The organism is Paenibacillus litoralis (assembly GCF_046244365.1).
Taxonomy (GTDB): domain Bacteria; phylum Bacillota; class Bacilli; order Paenibacillales; family NBRC-103111; genus Paenibacillus_V.
The window spans coordinates 6,648,028-6,664,449 of the sequence record NZ_CP176395.1 but is presented as its reverse complement, the minus strand read 5'-3'; the positions used below and the strand labels follow the sequence as shown (position 1 = coordinate 6,664,449).

10 protein-coding genes are annotated in these 16,422 nt (G+C 55.4%); 7 read left to right on the top strand and 3 right to left on the bottom strand.

Annotated features, from left to right (window positions below; genetic code table 11):
* Positions 1 to 18: 18 nt before the first annotated feature.
* The 3 genes from ACKGJP_RS28065 to ACKGJP_RS28055 are packed head-to-tail and all read right to left on the bottom strand — an operon-like array spanning position 19 to position 3,326.
* Entirely contained in the window at positions 19 to 870 is an 852-nt protein-coding gene (locus ACKGJP_RS28065; RefSeq protein WP_409342079.1) for a carbohydrate ABC transporter permease, read from the bottom strand.
* Positions 864 to 1,772: an ABC transporter permease gene (locus ACKGJP_RS28060; protein WP_409342078.1), complete on the bottom strand. Its 909-nt coding sequence runs from the start codon at positions 1,770 to 1,772 to the stop codon at positions 864 to 866. Before ACKGJP_RS28060 ends, ACKGJP_RS28065 begins: the two co-directional genes overlap by 7 nt.
* A 21-nt stretch (positions 1,773 to 1,793) precedes the next feature.
* A complete protein-coding gene (locus ACKGJP_RS28055) occupies positions 1,794 to 3,326 on the bottom strand; it encodes an extracellular solute-binding protein (protein WP_409342077.1) in 1,533 nt (510 codons plus the stop codon).
* 217 nt (positions 3,327 to 3,543) lie between these two features.
* On the opposite strand from ACKGJP_RS28055, the gene ACKGJP_RS28050 reads away from it, so the two are divergent.
* The 7 genes from ACKGJP_RS28050 (at position 3,544) to ACKGJP_RS28020 (ending at position 16,376) form a co-directional block, all read left to right on the top strand.
* Positions 3,544 to 5,868, top strand: a complete 2,325-nt coding sequence (locus ACKGJP_RS28050; RefSeq protein ID WP_409342076.1) for an AraC family transcriptional regulator — start codon at positions 3,544 to 3,546, stop codon at positions 5,866 to 5,868.
* Positions 5,869 to 6,283: 415 nt separating this feature from the next.
* Positions 6,284 to 8,017, top strand: a complete 1,734-nt coding sequence (locus tag ACKGJP_RS28045) for a dihydroxy-acid dehydratase (protein ID WP_409342075.1) — start codon at positions 6,284 to 6,286, stop codon at positions 8,015 to 8,017.
* A 231-nt stretch (positions 8,018 to 8,248) separates the two neighbouring features.
* Positions 8,249 to 9,691 carry a sialate O-acetylesterase gene (locus tag ACKGJP_RS28040; protein ID WP_409342074.1) on the top strand — a complete coding sequence of 481 codons (1,443 nt, stop codon included), beginning with the start codon at positions 8,249 to 8,251 and terminating at the stop codon, positions 9,689 to 9,691.
* A gap of 501 nt (positions 9,692 to 10,192) precedes the next feature.
* Positions 10,193 to 11,359 (top strand): M20 family metallopeptidase, encoded by a 1,167-nt coding sequence (locus ACKGJP_RS28035; RefSeq protein WP_409342073.1) that lies wholly within the window; start codon positions 10,193 to 10,195, stop codon positions 11,357 to 11,359.
* 12 nt (positions 11,360 to 11,371) lie between these two features.
* Positions 11,372 to 13,381 (top strand): hypothetical protein, encoded by a 2,010-nt coding sequence (locus ACKGJP_RS28030; protein ID WP_409342072.1) that lies wholly within the window; start codon positions 11,372 to 11,374, stop codon positions 13,379 to 13,381.
* Between the two features lie 240 nt (positions 13,382 to 13,621).
* Entirely contained in the window at positions 13,622 to 15,301 is a 1,680-nt protein-coding gene (locus ACKGJP_RS28025; RefSeq protein WP_409342071.1) for an extracellular solute-binding protein, read from the top strand.
* A 175-nt stretch (positions 15,302 to 15,476) separates the two neighbouring features.
* Positions 15,477 to 16,376, top strand: a complete 900-nt coding sequence (locus tag ACKGJP_RS28020; RefSeq protein ID WP_409342070.1) for an ABC transporter permease — start codon at positions 15,477 to 15,479, stop codon at positions 16,374 to 16,376.
* Positions 16,377 to 16,422 lie beyond the last annotated feature (46 nt).

Sequence of the window (16,422 nt, the reverse complement as noted above, 5' to 3'; positions counted from 1 at the left end):
AATGCTTGCGTCTTGGCATTACTCTTTAACGGCCCCGAGCTGGATGCCGCTGACGAAATATTTTTGGACGAACGGGTAAACCGCCGCAACGGGGATGGTCACGACTAGGATCGTCGCCATCTTGATCGATTCGGGCGATACGCTCATCAGCTCGCTGCCGACCTGCATCATGTTGTCCATCTGCGTGCTCTCCATGATCAGGTTCCGCAGGAATACCTGGATGGTCCACAGCTTGGGATTCCCGACGTAAAGCATGATCTGGAACCATTCATTCCAGTGATAAACCGCATAGAACAGCGTAATGGTCGCCAGCACCGGCTTCGATAGGGGCAGGATGATCCGGCCCAGAACGAGCCAGTCGGATGCCCCGTCGATTTTGGCGGATTCCTCAAGCGCTGCCGGAACGTCCATGAAAAAGTTGCGAAGCAATATCACGTTGTACGCGCTGACCAGCGTAGGGAGCACCATGGACCAAATCGTATTGTTTAGCCCGAGCGAGGTGACGATCATGTAAACCGGAATCAGTCCGCCGGAAAACACCATGGTTGCGATCATGTAGATCGTCAGACCTTTACGCCCCGGCATGGCCGGTTTGGAAAGACTGTATGCCAGAAGCACGGAGCAGGCCATATTGAGTAAGGTTCCGAGCGCCGTGCGAATGACGGACATGCCGAATGCCCTCAGCAGCTGGTCGTTGGATGCCAGTAAGATCCGGTAAGATTCGAGCGACAGCTTCGATAAAGCCATGTTGGTTAGCTGCGTTTCATTCGTAAGCGATACGGCAAGCAAATAGAGGAAAGGGAATAGGATGCTGACCGTCAAAGCCAGCAATGCCGCGCTTATGAAAACTTGGGATATTCTGCTTACCATAAGCCTTCCGCCTCCAAACGCTTCGCCAGGCGGTTTGCCGACAAGATCAGGATCATCGCGATGACGGACTTGAAAAGGCCTACTGCGGACGCGAAGCTATAGTTCAGCCCGATAAGTCCTTCCCGGTACACATACGTATCGATAATGTCGCCGACCGCGTAAACGGCAGGAGAATAGAGAAGAAACACCTGTTCGAACCCGGCGTCGAGCAAATGGCCGACCTGTAATATAAACAGGATGCTCATTACATGGCGCAGGCTTGGAATCGTAATGTGCCGGACTTGTTTCCAGCGGGAGGCGCCGTCCATTTCGGCCGCTTCGTAGAGCTGGGGATTGATTCCGCTGATGGCGGCCAAATAAATGATGCTGTTCCAGCCGATTTCCTTCCAGACGCTGCTTGCCACGAGCACGGTACGGAACGTGCCGGACGATCCGAGCAGATTGGCGTTTCCGTCAAAGCCGAGCCGTTCGAGGATCGGGTTCGCGATGCCGAGCGAAGGCGACATCAGCAGAATCATCATGCCGGCAACGACGACCCAGGAAAGAAAATGCGGCAGGTAAGAGATCGTCTGCACGAACCGCTTGACGATTCGGCCGCGCAGCTCGTTCAGCAGGAGCGCGAGCAGAACGGGAGCGGGAAAGCCGAAAAGCAGCTTTAACCCGCTGATGATGACCGTATTTTGTAAAATACGAATAAAATAGGGCGAGCTGAAAAACGTTTCGAAGTGCTGCAGCCCGACCCACGGGGACGTAAATACGCCTTTGATCCCGAGAAGCGGCGAATAATCTTGAAAAGCGATCAATACGCCCGCCATAGGCAAATAGTGAAAAATAAAGTAATAGAGCAGGCCGGGAATCGCCATCAGGTAAAAAGCGCTATATCTTCTCATCGTTAAAATCATGTGTCCGGCCCTCGCATGCGTTTATTTCCCCGCTTTTCGGTACAGTTCATTCTTTTCCTTGATAATCTCGTCCATGCCCATTTTGCGCCAGCCGGCGAGGAAGGCGTCCCAATCGGAAACCGGCTTTTCTCCGGTCACGATGCGGATGAACTGCTCCTGCTTGGCGGTGTCGAGCGTCGCTTTGTACTTGACCGTCGAAGCGAGTCCGGCTTCATCCAGTGCGAGCTCGGTATCGAGCGTGGCGTACTTTTTGACCGGGCTTAGCGTCTTCCAGGTTTTGTAGTAAAGGAGCGTCCGGGGATTATTCGTATTCACTTCCGTCGTATCGGGCTGCGGCTGAAAGTCCAGAAATTCGAACGTTCCCGGCGTGAAGGCCGCATTCGGGTCCGGAGCCGCGAGCGTCTTGATTTCATACTTGTCTTTGTTCGAATACTCGTACATCATGCCGGGCAGCCCGATGCGCGATACGATCATGTTTTCGCGGGTTTTGGCGATCCATTCGACGATGCGTACGACGCTTTCCGGATTTTTGGAAGTGGCGCTGATGGCCATCATATTGTTCGGGACCTCAATCTTCATAAGGCCGTTGTCGAAGCTTCCGCTTAGCGGAGCGGCGTCGTAATTGGCATCCGGAGCGAGCGCGAGAAGCTTGTCGAACTCGCCGACGAACGGCTGCGAATACCAGCCGGCCGTAGCCGCGACCAAGTCCTGCGTGACGAAATCGTTCAGCTTGCCCTTGGACATGACGATAAACGATTCGGGATGGATCAGCTTCTCCTTATACCATCGCTGCAGCGTTTCCAAATACGTTTTGTATTCGGGAGCCATCTCCGGGGGCAAATACGTGTTGTCCGCGTTTTTCCACCAGGACATGCCTTTCGGCAGGAAAGCGCCCAAGAACGCTTCGTCCGTCTGGGTAGGCCCGATAAACAGCGGATAAAGCTCCTGGTTCTGCTTCTTGGAGGGACTTGCTTTCTTGATCGCTTGAAGCGCTTGCTCGAATTCGCCGATCGTTTTGGGCAAGGGCAGATTGACTGCTTTGAGCCAGTCCGTGCGGATCATCGGCGTGTAAGGCGAAGCGATGCTTTCGCTTGGAATGCCGTATATTTTGCCGTCGCTGCCCTTCGACCACTTCCACAAATTCGGATTCACCTTTTGTTTGATCGTCGGCCCGTATTTGTCCAGAAATTCGTCCAGCGGCATCAGGAGGCCTTTGTTCAGCGCTTTCAAATAGTTGTTGCGGTCGAGCAGGATGGCATCCACCGGCTCCTTCGACGTAATCATGAGGTTGAATTTGGTCGGCGTATCGTCCGCATAGACGCTTTCGATGGAGACGCCGCTTTCTTTCTTAATGTAATCCGCAACTTTCTGGACGCCGGACTTGTTGTAAATCGCTTTTTGCACCAAAACTATTTTCCCGAAATCGTTGCCGGCGCCCGAATCGGACGGTTTCGAACCGGATGGCGCATCCGTATTGGAGCAGCCGGCCGCTGCGGTCAGCGTCAATAAAACGGCCGCGGCTCCTGTTAGCGCTTTCTTTCCCTTTTGAACCATTGCATCTCCCCCTGCTGTGTAGTGGCTTGATTGGTTTGTTACGATTGACACCCCCATCCTACATGGGGATTTTCGGATGTGTACATACAAACTTTTTGACCGGATAACAAAATTACGCGATTCCTGCTATTCCTTAAACTGGAAGATTGAAAAAAGAAAGGGGCTGTAGTAGTATGAAGTCAAATTTGAAACCGTTTGCACTGGAGGGGGGAGAATCATGAAAGTCAGGTTGCCGCAAAGGTTCTATTTCGTTGTATTTGCCAGCCTTGTTCTTCCCAGCATCGTGTTCAGCGTCATTTTATATCAAAAAAATGTTACGAAGGCGATCGGCCAGAAGCTGCAAACCGAGCAGCTCATTCTTGACCAATACGAGAAACAGATCCGCATGGCGTACGAGCAAATACTGGAGAAGGCCGGCGCTTACGGATCGGACGGGGAATTGAACGAATTGGCCGCTCAATTCCCCCATGCCGGGCAGGTGGAAACGCTGCGTCTGATCAATAAGCTTGACGAAATCCGGTTATCCAACCCGTATATCCGGTCCATCGTCTTCCTGCACGAAAATGCGGATCAAGCGTTATCCGTCCTTGATCCGTCTACTTCCGGCTTCCGGGTGAGCGTCGATCCGAAATGGCGGGACGTTTTTCGGACGTCGCGTCAGTCTCTAGAAATTATGCCTACGGTTGCCAGTCCCGATTCCGGAAGCTCGGAAAGCGTTCTATCCAGCATAGGGATAAGAATGCCGTATTATTCGCTCAACAAGACGAGCATGATGCTGATCAACGTGGATATCGGCGTCCTTATCGATCAAACGACGGATATGGACTGGGAGGACCGCAGCCTATATTTCGTCAACGATCAGGGGCTTGTACTGCGGCCCCTCCCTTACCTGGATCGTCCGTTCTCGGGACTGTTCGCGTCGTCTGCGCCGCCTCTTGCTAGCGAAGCCGCGAATGAAGCAGCTGCGGAGCGATTCGATAATAACGGGAAAACCATGCTTCGCCTGCATAAAGAAATTCAATCATTCGGAGGCATGATTGTCAAAGTCGCGCCTGAACGGGAATGGTTTCGTACGGAATACATGTTCAAGCTCGTCATTATCGCCGGCAATGTGGTCTGGTTCCTCCTCAGCCTGGCGGTGGCCCGTTTTCTGTCTCAATACTTGTACGGGCCGCTCGGCCTTGCCGTTGCCGGCATCAAGAGGATGTTATCCGGCGAGCAGACAGGGGAGAAGCCCGCACCCTTACGGGAAGAACTGGAGTCGATCCGTTTCTCCGTCGAAACGATGCTTACCGAAAATAAACAGCTGAGCCAAACGTATCGCAAGTTTCTGCCGCAGATCAAGGACAGGTTTTTCTTCCGGCTGTTTACGGGCCAATATACGTCCGTGTCCGCGATCGAAGAACAGCTCGCGCTGCTCGCCCTTCCTATAGAGAAAGAGACGCTTGGACTCGTCGTGATGGAGCTGGATTTCCCGCCGCACGGTAAAAGCGAGGAGCAGCAGGCGGTACGCCTTCTGTTTTTGGACCTGTTCGAAAATCTGGATTTGCCAAGGTCGCCGCTATGCATGGTGGAGGTGGGGAAAGACCGCTGGGCGGCTGCATTCGTCGCTACGGATATGGAGGACGGGGAGTTTAACCAGTTTGCCTTCGCGCTGTGCAAGGAGATGCAGGAACAGGCGGAGAACCGGCTGGCGGTTGCTGTATCCTGCGGCGTCGGCAAAAGCGGCGGGGGTTTGCTGGAAGTTGGCCGCTGCTTCGAGCAGATTTGCGATTTGTTCAAGTATAAGATCAGTCTCGGCACCGGCATCATCATGAATATTCAGGAAAGAGCCGGTACGGGAGAAGTTCCGCCGCTTCGGCAGCTGAAGCTGGACAGCGACAAAATTCCGAATTTGCTCATAACGGGAAGCGGGGAGCAAGCCTGGGAATGCGCGGAAGCGTTTCTTGCGCCGCTTCAGCATTATCCCGACCCTGCAAGGGTTCAAGAGCAGCTGGTCAAGCTGCTGCATACGGTGATCACGGTACTGGATGCGGATCCGGGAGCCAGGAAGGAGCTGCTCGGGGATGACCGCCATGTATACGAGGAATTGCTTCGTTTAAACAATTGGCCGGCCGTCAAAGCTTGGTTTCACAGGCTGATCGATAGTATTTCCGGTTATTACAGCCGCCAAACGACGGTCGAGGTGAGCGGCTGGGCCGGTAAGATTTCAAGCTTCGTTCAAACGCATTACGCCAATCCCGATTTATCGATGACGTTGTTGTCCGAAACGTTCGACCTGAGCACGACGTATATCGGACGGGTGTTTAAGAAGGACAAAGGCATCTCCCTGCTTGATTATATAAACGCGCTGCGCATTGACCGGGCTAAGGCGCTGCTGGTGGATACCGATCTGAAAATCTATGAAATCGGCGAGAAAGTCGGCTTCAAAACGGGACATTATTTCATCAAGCTGTTCAAGGAACAGACGGGCTTGACCCCAGGCGAATACCGGGATGGCGAAAGCCGGCTGCGCACCGGAATGCCGGGCGACGCGACTTGACGCGAAGAGGGCGGCGATGCAGGAAAACCTGCTGCGTTTCGTACAAGATACGGCTTTATGCTGCGGACCGGCACGCAGGTGAAACGGAGAAATCACCAGGCAACATGCCGCTCCTAACGGCGCAAATGTGGTAAAGGATTGTGCATGAAAGTAAAGACAAGGTTATAGAGAAGCCTCGTCGTTCGAACCTATAATACACTCAAGCAGCCGTCATTCCGCCGTTTGCAAGGCGCGATGCGGTGTTGCGGGTGTTTTTTTGTTTTTCCGCCGTACGGCGGCATTGGCAGACGGGAGGTAGATTTGAGAGCTTCCCGGCAAATGATGAAAGGTGCTTTCTCCCGGTTACGGGGCGGGTTCAGACTGGGAAAGTGCGAATGACACTACAGCAATGAAGCAGGAGCGAAAGGGGAGAGTCATGAAGCTACGCAGCAGCGAGTGGTTCAATAATGAGAATGCGGAACTAACCTTCCAGCATCGTTCCGCGATGCGGGCGATGGGACATAATCCGGAGACGTTCGCCGGCAAGCCGATTATCGGTATTTTCAACGCGTGGAACGACTTCAACAGCTGCAACTATCCGCATAAGGAGCTTGTGGAATACGTCAAAAAAGGCGTGCTGCTCGCCGGAGGCTATCCGATCGAACTGCATACGATCTCGACGCCGTCCGATTTTATGAAGCCGTCCGATCTGCTATACCGCAATCTGCTCGCGATGGATCTCGAGGAAAGCGTGCGTTCTCAGCCGATCGACGGGGTCGTGCTCCTATGCGAATGCGATAAAACGGCGCCGGGCCAGCTGATGGCGGCGGCAAGCTGCGACCTGCCGGCTTTGCAATTAGCGGCGGGTCACCGGTCGTCCGGCAGCTTTCGCGGCCGGACGGTCAATTACGGGACGGACCTGTGGAAGTATTCGGACGACTATAAAGCGGGACTGCTTTCCGAAGAGGAATGGCGGGAGCTGGAGCAGTCCATCTCCTGTACGCTGGGCGGCTGCCCGGTGATGGGATCGGCTTCTACGATGAAGAGCTTGTCCGAGATGCTCGGCATGATGCTGCCGGGGACGTCGAGCATTCCGGCTACCGACGCCAGACGCAAAATAGCGGCGGAAGCGACCGGCATGCGAATCGTCGAGATGGTGCGGACAAACCTTACTCCATCCCGTTTAATGACCGAAGAGGCATTCCACAATGCGATCAAGCTGCTCGCGGCGATGGGCGGCTCGACGAATGCGGCGATTCATTTGACCGCCATTGCGGGCAGATTCGGCATCCGCATTCCGATCGAGCGTTATGCGGAGCTGACCGAAGACGTACCTCTGATCGTCAACCTGCAGCCGAGCGGGGCTTACAGCATGGACGATTTTCATAAAGCGGGAGGCTTGCAGCGCGTTATCCACAGGCTGCTGCCGCTGCTCGACCGGGATTGCCTGGGATGCACGGGCGAAACGATCGGCCGCATTTACGGCTCGGAGCAGCCGGAGTACGAGTCGACCGCGGAAGTCATTGCCTGTCTCGAGGCTCCGTTCAAGGAGCGTGCGGGACTGGGCATTTTGAAAGGGAATTTGGCGCCGCAGGGCGCGGTTATCAAAAAGTCGGCCGTCTCTCCGCATTTGTTCAAGCATCGCGGGCAGGCCGTCGTCTTCGAGAGCTACTCGGACATGCTGGCGCGGATCGACAGCGACGATCTTGAGGTAACAGAGGAGCATGTGCTCGTGCTCAAGTACTGCGGACCGGTGGCGATAGGAATGCCCGAATGGGGCTCCATTCCGATCCCGGCGAAGCTGCTGAAGCAAGGCGTGCGCGATATGGTGCGGATCAGCGACGCGCGAATGAGCGGCACGAGCTATGGCGCCGTCATCCTGCATGCCGCGCCTGAGGCCGCGATCGGAGGGCCGCTCGCGATCGTGAGGAACGGCGACTGGATCGAGCTGGACATCGAGGCGGCGACGATAAGCCTGATGCTCGAGGACAGCGAGATTGCCGCAAGGCTCGCGGCGTGGCAGCCGCCGGAAGCGCAGCACAAGCGCGGCTATCCGCGTTTGTTCGCGGAGCATACGCTGCAGGCGCCGGAAGGCTGCGACCTGGACGTGCTGCGTCCGAACAGCAAGGAAGAGGCGGCGTTCGTCCCGCCGATTGTTGGCCGGGGGTAGGGATTCGGATAGATCCAGCCCGTGGGCTGATAAGGCAGCTCGAAGTGTAATCGGCCGGAATGGCCGGGGTATGGAGTGAGGTAGTTTCCAGCCCGGCAGTGGGCTATTCCTAGTAATGAAGTGCACTTGACCGGAATGGCCGGGAAGGTAGGCTTCAGCCCGCCAAGTTAGGGCAGAAGAAGCTTAAATTTGTTCCCCCCCTCGTCGCGCGGGGAGAGAATGGAGGCGCCAATGTCAATCGCACGATTCGGCGTTCACATAACCGAAGGGCCGCAGCACTGGGCCATTATTCAGCAGCGGGAAGGCTTCGGGACCATTGCGGTGAAGGGATTTTGGTCCAAGAAAAGCGGGGCCGGCGCTATCGAATCGGTCAATGCCCGTGTATATGCTCGCGTCGTAAGAGAAGACGAAGGCGGTATGATCGTTCCGTGGCAGCCCTGTTCGATGAGCGGCGAGGAGAAGTGGAGCGCCGTCCTTTCGGGTATTCCTGCAGGCGGCTTGTACCGGGTCGAAACGTGCCTGATGCTGTTCGCCGAGCAACAGATGGAGCTCGCGACGCGCGGAGACATGATTCATCATATCGGCGTCGGCGACATCTGGGTGATCGCGGGACAAAGTAATGCGGCGGGGTATGGCAGAGGACCCGTTAGCGATCCGCCGGAGCCTGGCATTCATTTGCTGCGCCACAGCGGACGCTGGGACATGGCCACGCATCCTTTCAACGAATCGACGGAATCGGTGCAGCCGTTGAATGGAGAGCCCGTTAATCCGGGCCATTCTCCTTATCTGGCATTCGCGAGGCTGGTCAAGAAGGAGACGGGAATACCGATCGGGCTTCTTCAAACCGCGCTGGGAGGGTCACCGCTGGAACGGTGGAACCCTGACGAAATTGGCGATCTATACCGCAATATGATGACCGTAATCGAGTCGGCGGGCGGACGCGTGAAAGGCGTGCTGTGGTATCAAGGGTGCAGCGACTGCGATGCCGGCCATGCGGGCACCTATCTGGAAAGGTTTACGCGCGTGGTGCAACATTGGCGAGACGACTTGGGCGATGCCGAACTTCCCGTGCTGACGGTGCAGTTGAACCGATACGCAGCATATGCGGACGGGGAAGAAGGGAATCGCTGCTGGGGCATCGTTCGCGAAGCGCAGCGGACGGCCGCTGCGCAGATCCCTAATGTGTTTGTCGTGCCGGCGCTGGATTGTCCGTTATCGGATACGATCCACAACAGCCCGGCGGGCAATTTGGTGATTGGCGAGCGTTCGGCCAGAGCGGCGCTTGCCGGCATATACGGCAAACCGATGGCGTACCGGGCTCCGAGCGTGAAGGAAGCGAAATTCGGCCCCGATCCTGCGGATGGCAAGAAAACGGTTAGGTTGACGTTTACGGATGTCGCCGGAGAGCTGTTCGCTATCGGCCCGCGGGAGCTCGTATTTTCCATTGAGGACCGGAACGGCATCATGCCGATCTCAAGCTGGCGGATCGCAGGCAAAGACCGGATTGAACTGGAGCTGCCAAGAACGGCAGAAGGTCGGACCGTAGTCCATGGCGCTTACGAAGCGAATCCGGCGGCATTGTTGCCGATCGACACGGTGACGCAGATGCCGATGCTTGCTTTTTACGGGCTCAGGGTTGAGCAATCACAGCCTGGTGAATATTCAGCGGAATAGGAGTCTTTGACGTCGTCTAATCGGCGCGTTTGCCCTGTTTCGCAGGAAATAGGAGTCTCTGGCGTCGTCTAAAACGTCCGGCAGTGCGTCAGTGGGGGATTTTACTCGGAATAGGAGTCTTTGACGTCGTCTAATCGGCGCATTTTGTACGTTTCGGAGGAAATAGGAGTCTCTAGGGTCGTCTAAAACGTCCGGCAGTGCGTCAGCGGGGGATTTTACTCGGAATAGGAGTCTTTGACGTCGTCTAATCGGCGCAATTGCCCTGTTTCGCAGGGAATAGGAGTCTCTAGGGTCGTCTAAAACGTCCGGGAGAGCGTTTGCGGGGGATTTTGCCGGGTATGGGAGCGACGTTAGGCGGAAACCGGGAGGCGGCTTTTTAGGCAATTGGCAAGAGACAATCGGCAAGGAAAGAACGCGCCGACTCGGCGAGATTCCGTCCTCTATTGACAGAAACAACCTAGAATCGGTCAATCAATACTAAGAGAAAGAAGGCGTACTTCGATGTCACTTTCCCGAATGACGGAGCAGGTGGATGTACATCGCGTCGTGCAGGATACGCTTGAGCTCGTCTCGATTGAAAGCGCAACCGGCGATACGAGGCGTTTAGCCGACCGCTATGAGCAAATGTTGAAGGAAGCCGGCTGTACGGTGCGGCGCTACGAATTTATTCCGAACAATCCGACGCTTGTCGCGGTTTACGGAGAGGACAACGGGGGTCCGGCGATCCTGTTCAACGGCCACATGGACGTCGTGCCGCTTGCCCATGATGCGCCGGAGGTACGGGACGGGCGCGTGTACGGGAGGGGAGCCTGCGATATGAAAGGCTCGCTCGCCTGCATCCTGGAGGTGCTGCGCTGCTTGCAGGAAACAAAGACTAAGCTGCCCGGCCGGCTGGTTGTGGTCGCGAACAGCCTGCACGAGAGTCCGGGCGGACGAGGCGAGGACCTGATCGCCCTGATGGAGAAAGTGCCGCTGCAGGCGGACGCGGTCGTCGTCATGGAAGGCGCTACGACGGATTGCACCGTGGCCCAGCTTGGCTCGGCCACCTTCGAAATCGCGATCGACCGCGGCGGGGAGCCTTGCCATCAATTGTCTGCGCCGACCGGCACGCCGCATCCGATAACGGTCGCGGCCGCGATCGTCCGCCGGCTTGACGAATGGAACCGCGAACTGGAGCTGACGGAAATCGAGGATATCGGGTATGCATCCTTCTTCGTGGGGGCGATCGAGAGCGGGCAGTTCTATAACCAGCTTCCGAAAGAAGCGGCTCTAACGGGCGTGAGGCGCTACGATCCGGCGGAAACGTACGAGGACGTGGAGCGCGCGATGAGAAGCGGGCTTGATGCGATTGCCGCAAGCTACGGCGTAAGGATTCGGCTGGATATGAAGAAAGTAAGGGACGGCTACCGGATCGACAAAAAAAGTCCGGCCGTTCTCGCGCTGCGCCGCGCCGTCTCAGCCGTCAGGGGCATCGATTGTCCGGCCACAGGCAAGAAGGTCGTGACGGATGCCGGCATTTTTGCCCGCTCTTTGGGCGTTCCCGCGCTTTGTCACGGGCCGGATTTTCGCACCGCTCACGGTGATGTGGAATATGTGGAAATGCAAGAGCTTGACCTTACGGTCAAGGTATACCTGCAATTTATTGCCGAGTTCATCGAAACGGCCTGAGGAGGAATCGGGATGACAACCTATCGTTACATGCTGCGCTTCGTGCTGCAGCCGGGTCATTTGGAAGAGGAGCGGCTGGAAGAGCTTATCGCGTTTTGCCGTTCGGCGGGTATCGACGATGTCATGTTTTTCATCGATCCGATGAATTTGCGCCACATGACGCAGGCGGAGGTCGAGCCATGGCTGGAGACGATCACGCGAGCCAAGCATAAGCTTGCTCCTTACGGCGTGACCGCCTCGGTCAATCCGCTGAATTCGCTCATTCATGATTCCGCCGCCAATTCGCTGCTGGAAGGCCAGCATTTTCGGCTGATGACGGATCCAAACGGAAAGCGCTCGTCGGTTGCGGTATGTCCGCTTTGTCCCGAGTGGCGCCGCTATATAAAGGATATGTACGCGTTCTATGCGACGGTTCGCCCGTACTCGCTGTGGGTGGAGGACGATTTCCGCTTCCATAACCACGAGCCGCTTGCATGGGGAGGCTGTTTCTGCGAGACGCATCTGCGCGAGTTTGCCCGTCAAGCCGGCGTTCCTTCGCTAGAGCGGGAGGACTTCGTTCAAGGAATGCTTAAGCGGGGCGATCCGCACGGATACAGGAAAATATGGCTGGATTCCTGCAGACGGACGATGCCGGAGCTGGCCAAAGAAATAGCGGAGGCGGTACACCGCGTATCGCCGGAAACCCGGATCGGCCTCATGACGAGCTCGCCGATCGTGCATGCCGCGGAAGGCAGGGATTGGCACGGTCTATTCGGCGCTTTCGACGGCAAACGTCCGGGATCCGCGATCGTCCGTCCGCACTTGCCGGCGTATAGGGAAGCGTCGGGTATGCAGTACGCCTGGGATTTGCATGCGGCGGCTTTGACGGCAGCGTTCCTTCCGGCAGAGACGGAGGCATTCCCGGAGTTGGAAAATGTGCCGTATACGCTTTTCTCCAAATCCGCCGGCTTTCAGAAATACCAGTTGGAGACGTCCCTATTGCTTGGGAGCCGCGGCATTACGCTGAATATCATCGACATGGCCGGCAACGGCATTTATCCGGAAGAACGCGCCGAGGAGTGGCTCGGCGAGGAGAAGCCTTTCTTGCAGGCGGTAGCGGCATTGCAGCTTCGCGTTCAAGCTTTGTCGGGGGTGCAAGTGCTTGTGAACGAGCAATCCTCCTATCATTTGCATACGTCGAAAGGCTCTTCGATGGAAGAGATGTATCCGCGGGAAACGTTCTGGAGCAGCCTTCTGTCCGCGTTCGGCGTGGCAAACCGGTATACGTCGAAGGCGAGCGGCAAAGGAAGCGTCGTAGCCTTGTCGGGACAAGTGCTGCGCAATTACGGCGAGGAAGAAATACGCAAACTGTTCGCCGAGCATGCCGTTCTGCTGGAGGGAGAAGCGGTTAGGACGCTGTGCGAAATGGGGCTGGGTTCGTTATGCGGGGCGCTGCAGGCGGAATGGCGGAACGTTCAGGCGTACGAACAAATCCAAGGCGATCGCCAATACGCCGGCATTCAAGCCGGGCGGTTGAGGCCTTATCTCAGCATGGGACGCTGCTTGGATGTGAGTTACGAGCAGGGAGCGGCAGCCGTCGTCTCGAATATTCATAGCGTGAGCGGCGAGGTCCTATGCACGGGCATGACGGTCGTAAACGGAAGCGTGTTCGTTCTGCCTTACTCGGGCTACCATGCGCAAGCCGCGCTGCTCAACCCGATCCGGCGCGCCGTTATCCAAGAGTTCCTGCTGCAGCTTGCAGAAAGCGCTCCGCTCATGATCCGCAGCTATTGTCCGCATGTGTCCGTATATGAGTTCCGTTCGGAAGACAAGCATACGATCGCCATTGCGAACCATTCGTTGGACGAGGTAGAGAGCATGGAATTTGCCGGTGCGGATGTAAGCGGGGACAGCTGGAAACAATACAGCCGAACGGAGCCGGAAGGGCGAAATACGGTCTTGCGAAGCACGGGAAGCGGTACGCTCGTTAACTGCAGAGTAGCGCCTTTATCCCTCATGGTGCTGCACAGAACCGTGCAATAGAACGGGGCGGGTTTGCTCCGATCGCAAGGATCGGCAAATGCTAATGCATCGTCAAATCTCGTAAACAAAAGTCCATGAATGTCAAGTCAAGTGTATAGAGCCAGAAACATGCGTTGCCTATAATGAAGATAAGAGGAAGGAATGTGTCAGATAGATTTACTTACAAAGTGAAGCTAACTGACACAAAATCCCATTCGAATGAAAGCGTTTTAATACTACATGACCAGGGGGCGTTAGAGTATGAAGCGTGTGAGCAAAGCGGCATTATCCTGTATGTTGGTTCCGGCGCTGTTAGCGGCGTGCAGCAGCAACGAAACGAAGGAGAAAGCGCCCGATCCGGCGAAGAGCAGCTCGCCTGCGGCAACGGCCGGCAATGAGAGCGCCAAAACGGTTGAAGTCACGATGGTCCGGGAGCAATCCGGAGCTATCAAGTTCCTTAACGGCGAATCGGTGGACAAAAACGCCGTTTCCGATGCGTACGAAAAAGAACTGGGCATCAAAATCAAAAACTTGTGGGTGGCGGATAGCTCGCAGTACCAGCAAAAACTGCAAATGAGCATTTCCTCGAACGATATCCCGGATTTGATGTTCGTCAACGCGAATCAGTTTCAGCAGCTGATCGAAGCCGACATGCTGATGGATTTGAACGCCATATACGAAAAAACGGCATCCCCGGAAACGAAAGCGTATTTAACAGGCGACGGCGGCCTGCAAATGGAATCCGCGAAGCAAGGCGGAAAGCTTCTTGCCATTCCGGCGACGAACAGTCCTTACAATGCCGCCTCGGAAATATGGATCCGGAAAGACTGGCTGGATAAACTCGGACTTGCCCAGCCGAAAACGATGCAGGAGCTTTTGAAAATAACCGAGGCCTTTACGAAACAGGATCCGGGCGGAACCGGCAAATCATACGGTCTTCCGCTGACGAAGAACGTATTTATCGATGCCGCGGCAGATGCCTTTGCCATTACGGGATTTTTTAACGGCTTCCATGCCTATCCGGGTCAATGGGTCAAAGACGCCTCCGGGAAGCTTGTATTTGGAAGCGTTCAGCCTGAAATGAAGGCCGCTCTCAAGCAGCTGCAGGACATGTATAAAGCGGGCCAGATCGATCCGGAATTCGCCGTTAAAGATATGGTGAAAGAGAACGAGCTGGTGGCCTCGAACAAAATCGGCGTCGTGTACGGCCCATTCTGGCTCAGCGTTTACCCGCTGCTGGACAATGCGGTCAAAGACGGCAAGCTCGTGCAAAACTGGGTCCCTTATCCGATCGTCTCGATAGACGACAAGCCGGCTATGACGCAAGCCGAACTGGGCGTCGACGGCTACTGGGTCGTTTCCAAGAAAGCCAAAAATCCGGAAGCGGTCATCAAGCTCCTGAACAAGTGGGTTCAAGTGTTGACCAAACCGACGGATCAAGACAAGAAAACGTATTTGCTGAGCAACGCCGATGCTCAAGGTTACTGGCTGCTTAATCCGATTCGCGTGTTCTCCCAGGATCAGAACGTAAGAAACGGCGATGTGTTGCCGAAAGCGATTCAAGCGAAGGATCAATCGTTGGTGCAAGGCGACGCGGATCAGCTCGACCGTTACAACAAGGTAATGAAATATTTGGGCGGCGATCTTACCCAGTGGGGCGAGTGGGCGATCTCCGGTCAGGGCGGCTCCTTCTCGATCATGAGCGGATATTTGAAGGATAAAAGGTATCAAATCAACGGCTACACCGGCGCTCCGGGTCCCGTGATGACGGAGAAAAAGCCGGTGCTCGAGACGAAGATGAACGAAATTTACATCAAAATCATCATGAACCAGCTCCCGATCGACGAATTCGACAAATTCGTAGCGGATTGGAAGAAAATCGGCGGCGATGCAATGACGGAAGAAGTCAACAAATTGTACGCCAAATCAGCTAAAAAGTAGAGGGCAGCAAGGGGATGGGGCTTTTCGCAAAAGGTATTCGCAAAAGCCCCCATGTTTTACATCCTATGCAGTGCCATAGAGAAATCATCTGTTTCGGAAACTCGCCCGAATGCAGGAAACCTTCGCTCGCAACTGCGGAGGACAGCAATTATGGGGAGTGTAGAGGAGGTCCGCTGTGATCATCAAGAGATTTGCCAAGGAATGGCCGCTTCATCTCCTGCTGGTGCCGGGGGTCGTGCTAGCCGTTATATTCAGCTATGTGCCGATGGCGGGCATTCTGATCGCCTTCGAACGATTTATCCCGACGAAGGGCATTTTCGGATCGCCTTGGGTCGGCTGGAGCAATTTTGAAATGATGTTCAATTATCCCGACATAGGCCGGGTCATGTTCAATACGATCTACATCGCTTTACTCAAAATCGCCGGCGGGCTTTTCGTTCCGATCACGATCGCTATACTGTTGAACGAGCTGCGCATAGCGGCGTTCAAACGGACCGTACAAACGCTCGTCTATTTGCCGCATTTCCTTTCATGGGTGCTGCTCGGCGGCATTCTGATCGATATTTTATCGCCTTCGACCGGTATCGTGAATCAGGCTTTGAAGCTGTTCGGCATCGACCCGGTTTACTTTCTTGCAAGCAACGGCTGGTTTCCGATCACGCTCGTCGTTTCGGATATTTGGAAGGAATTCGGCTTCGGCACGATCGTCTATTTGGCGGCTCTTACAAGCATCAATCCATCCTTGTACGAAGCGGCCGAGATGGACGGAGCGAACCGCTGGAAGCAAACGTGGCATATTACGCTGCCCGGCATGATGCCGATTATCGTGCTCATGGCTACGCTTAGCATAGGCAATATTTTGAACGCAGGCTTCGAGCAAATTTTCAATTTGTACAGCCCGCCGGTTTACGAGAGCGGCGACATCATCGATACGTTCGTTTACCGCATGGGCATCGAGAAGGTGCAATACGGCCTGGCCACGGCGGTAGGGCTTATGAAATCGGTCGTTTCGTTCATCCTTTTATCGGTGTCTTATTTCATGGCTTACCGCTATGCAGGCTACCGCATTTTCTAAAAAAGATATAGAGGGGCTCCGCGTAAGCGGCAGGGCAGACGCTTTA

Coding starts and splice junctions, on each gene's coding strand:
- ACKGJP_RS28060 (WP_409342078.1), bottom strand. CDS start 1,772: ATGATTTTAACGATGAGAAGATATAGCGCTTTTTACCTGATGGCGATT.
- ACKGJP_RS28030 (WP_409342072.1), top strand. CDS start 11,372: ATGACAACCTATCGTTACATGCTGCGCTTCGTGCTGCAGCCGGGTCAT.
- ACKGJP_RS28045 (WP_409342075.1), top strand. CDS start 6,284: ATGAAGCTACGCAGCAGCGAGTGGTTCAATAATGAGAATGCGGAACTA.
- ACKGJP_RS28050 (WP_409342076.1), top strand. CDS start 3,544: ATGAAAGTCAGGTTGCCGCAAAGGTTCTATTTCGTTGTATTTGCCAGC.
- ACKGJP_RS28065 (WP_409342079.1), bottom strand. CDS start 870: ATGGTAAGCAGAATATCCCAAGTTTTCATAAGCGCGGCATTGCTGGCT.
- ACKGJP_RS28035 (WP_409342073.1), top strand. CDS start 10,193: ATGTCACTTTCCCGAATGACGGAGCAGGTGGATGTACATCGCGTCGTG.
- ACKGJP_RS28040 (WP_409342074.1), top strand. CDS start 8,249: ATGTCAATCGCACGATTCGGCGTTCACATAACCGAAGGGCCGCAGCAC.
- ACKGJP_RS28055 (WP_409342077.1), bottom strand. CDS start 3,326: ATGGTTCAAAAGGGAAAGAAAGCGCTAACAGGAGCCGCGGCCGTTTTA.
- ACKGJP_RS28025 (WP_409342071.1), top strand. CDS start 13,622: ATGAAGCGTGTGAGCAAAGCGGCATTATCCTGTATGTTGGTTCCGGCG.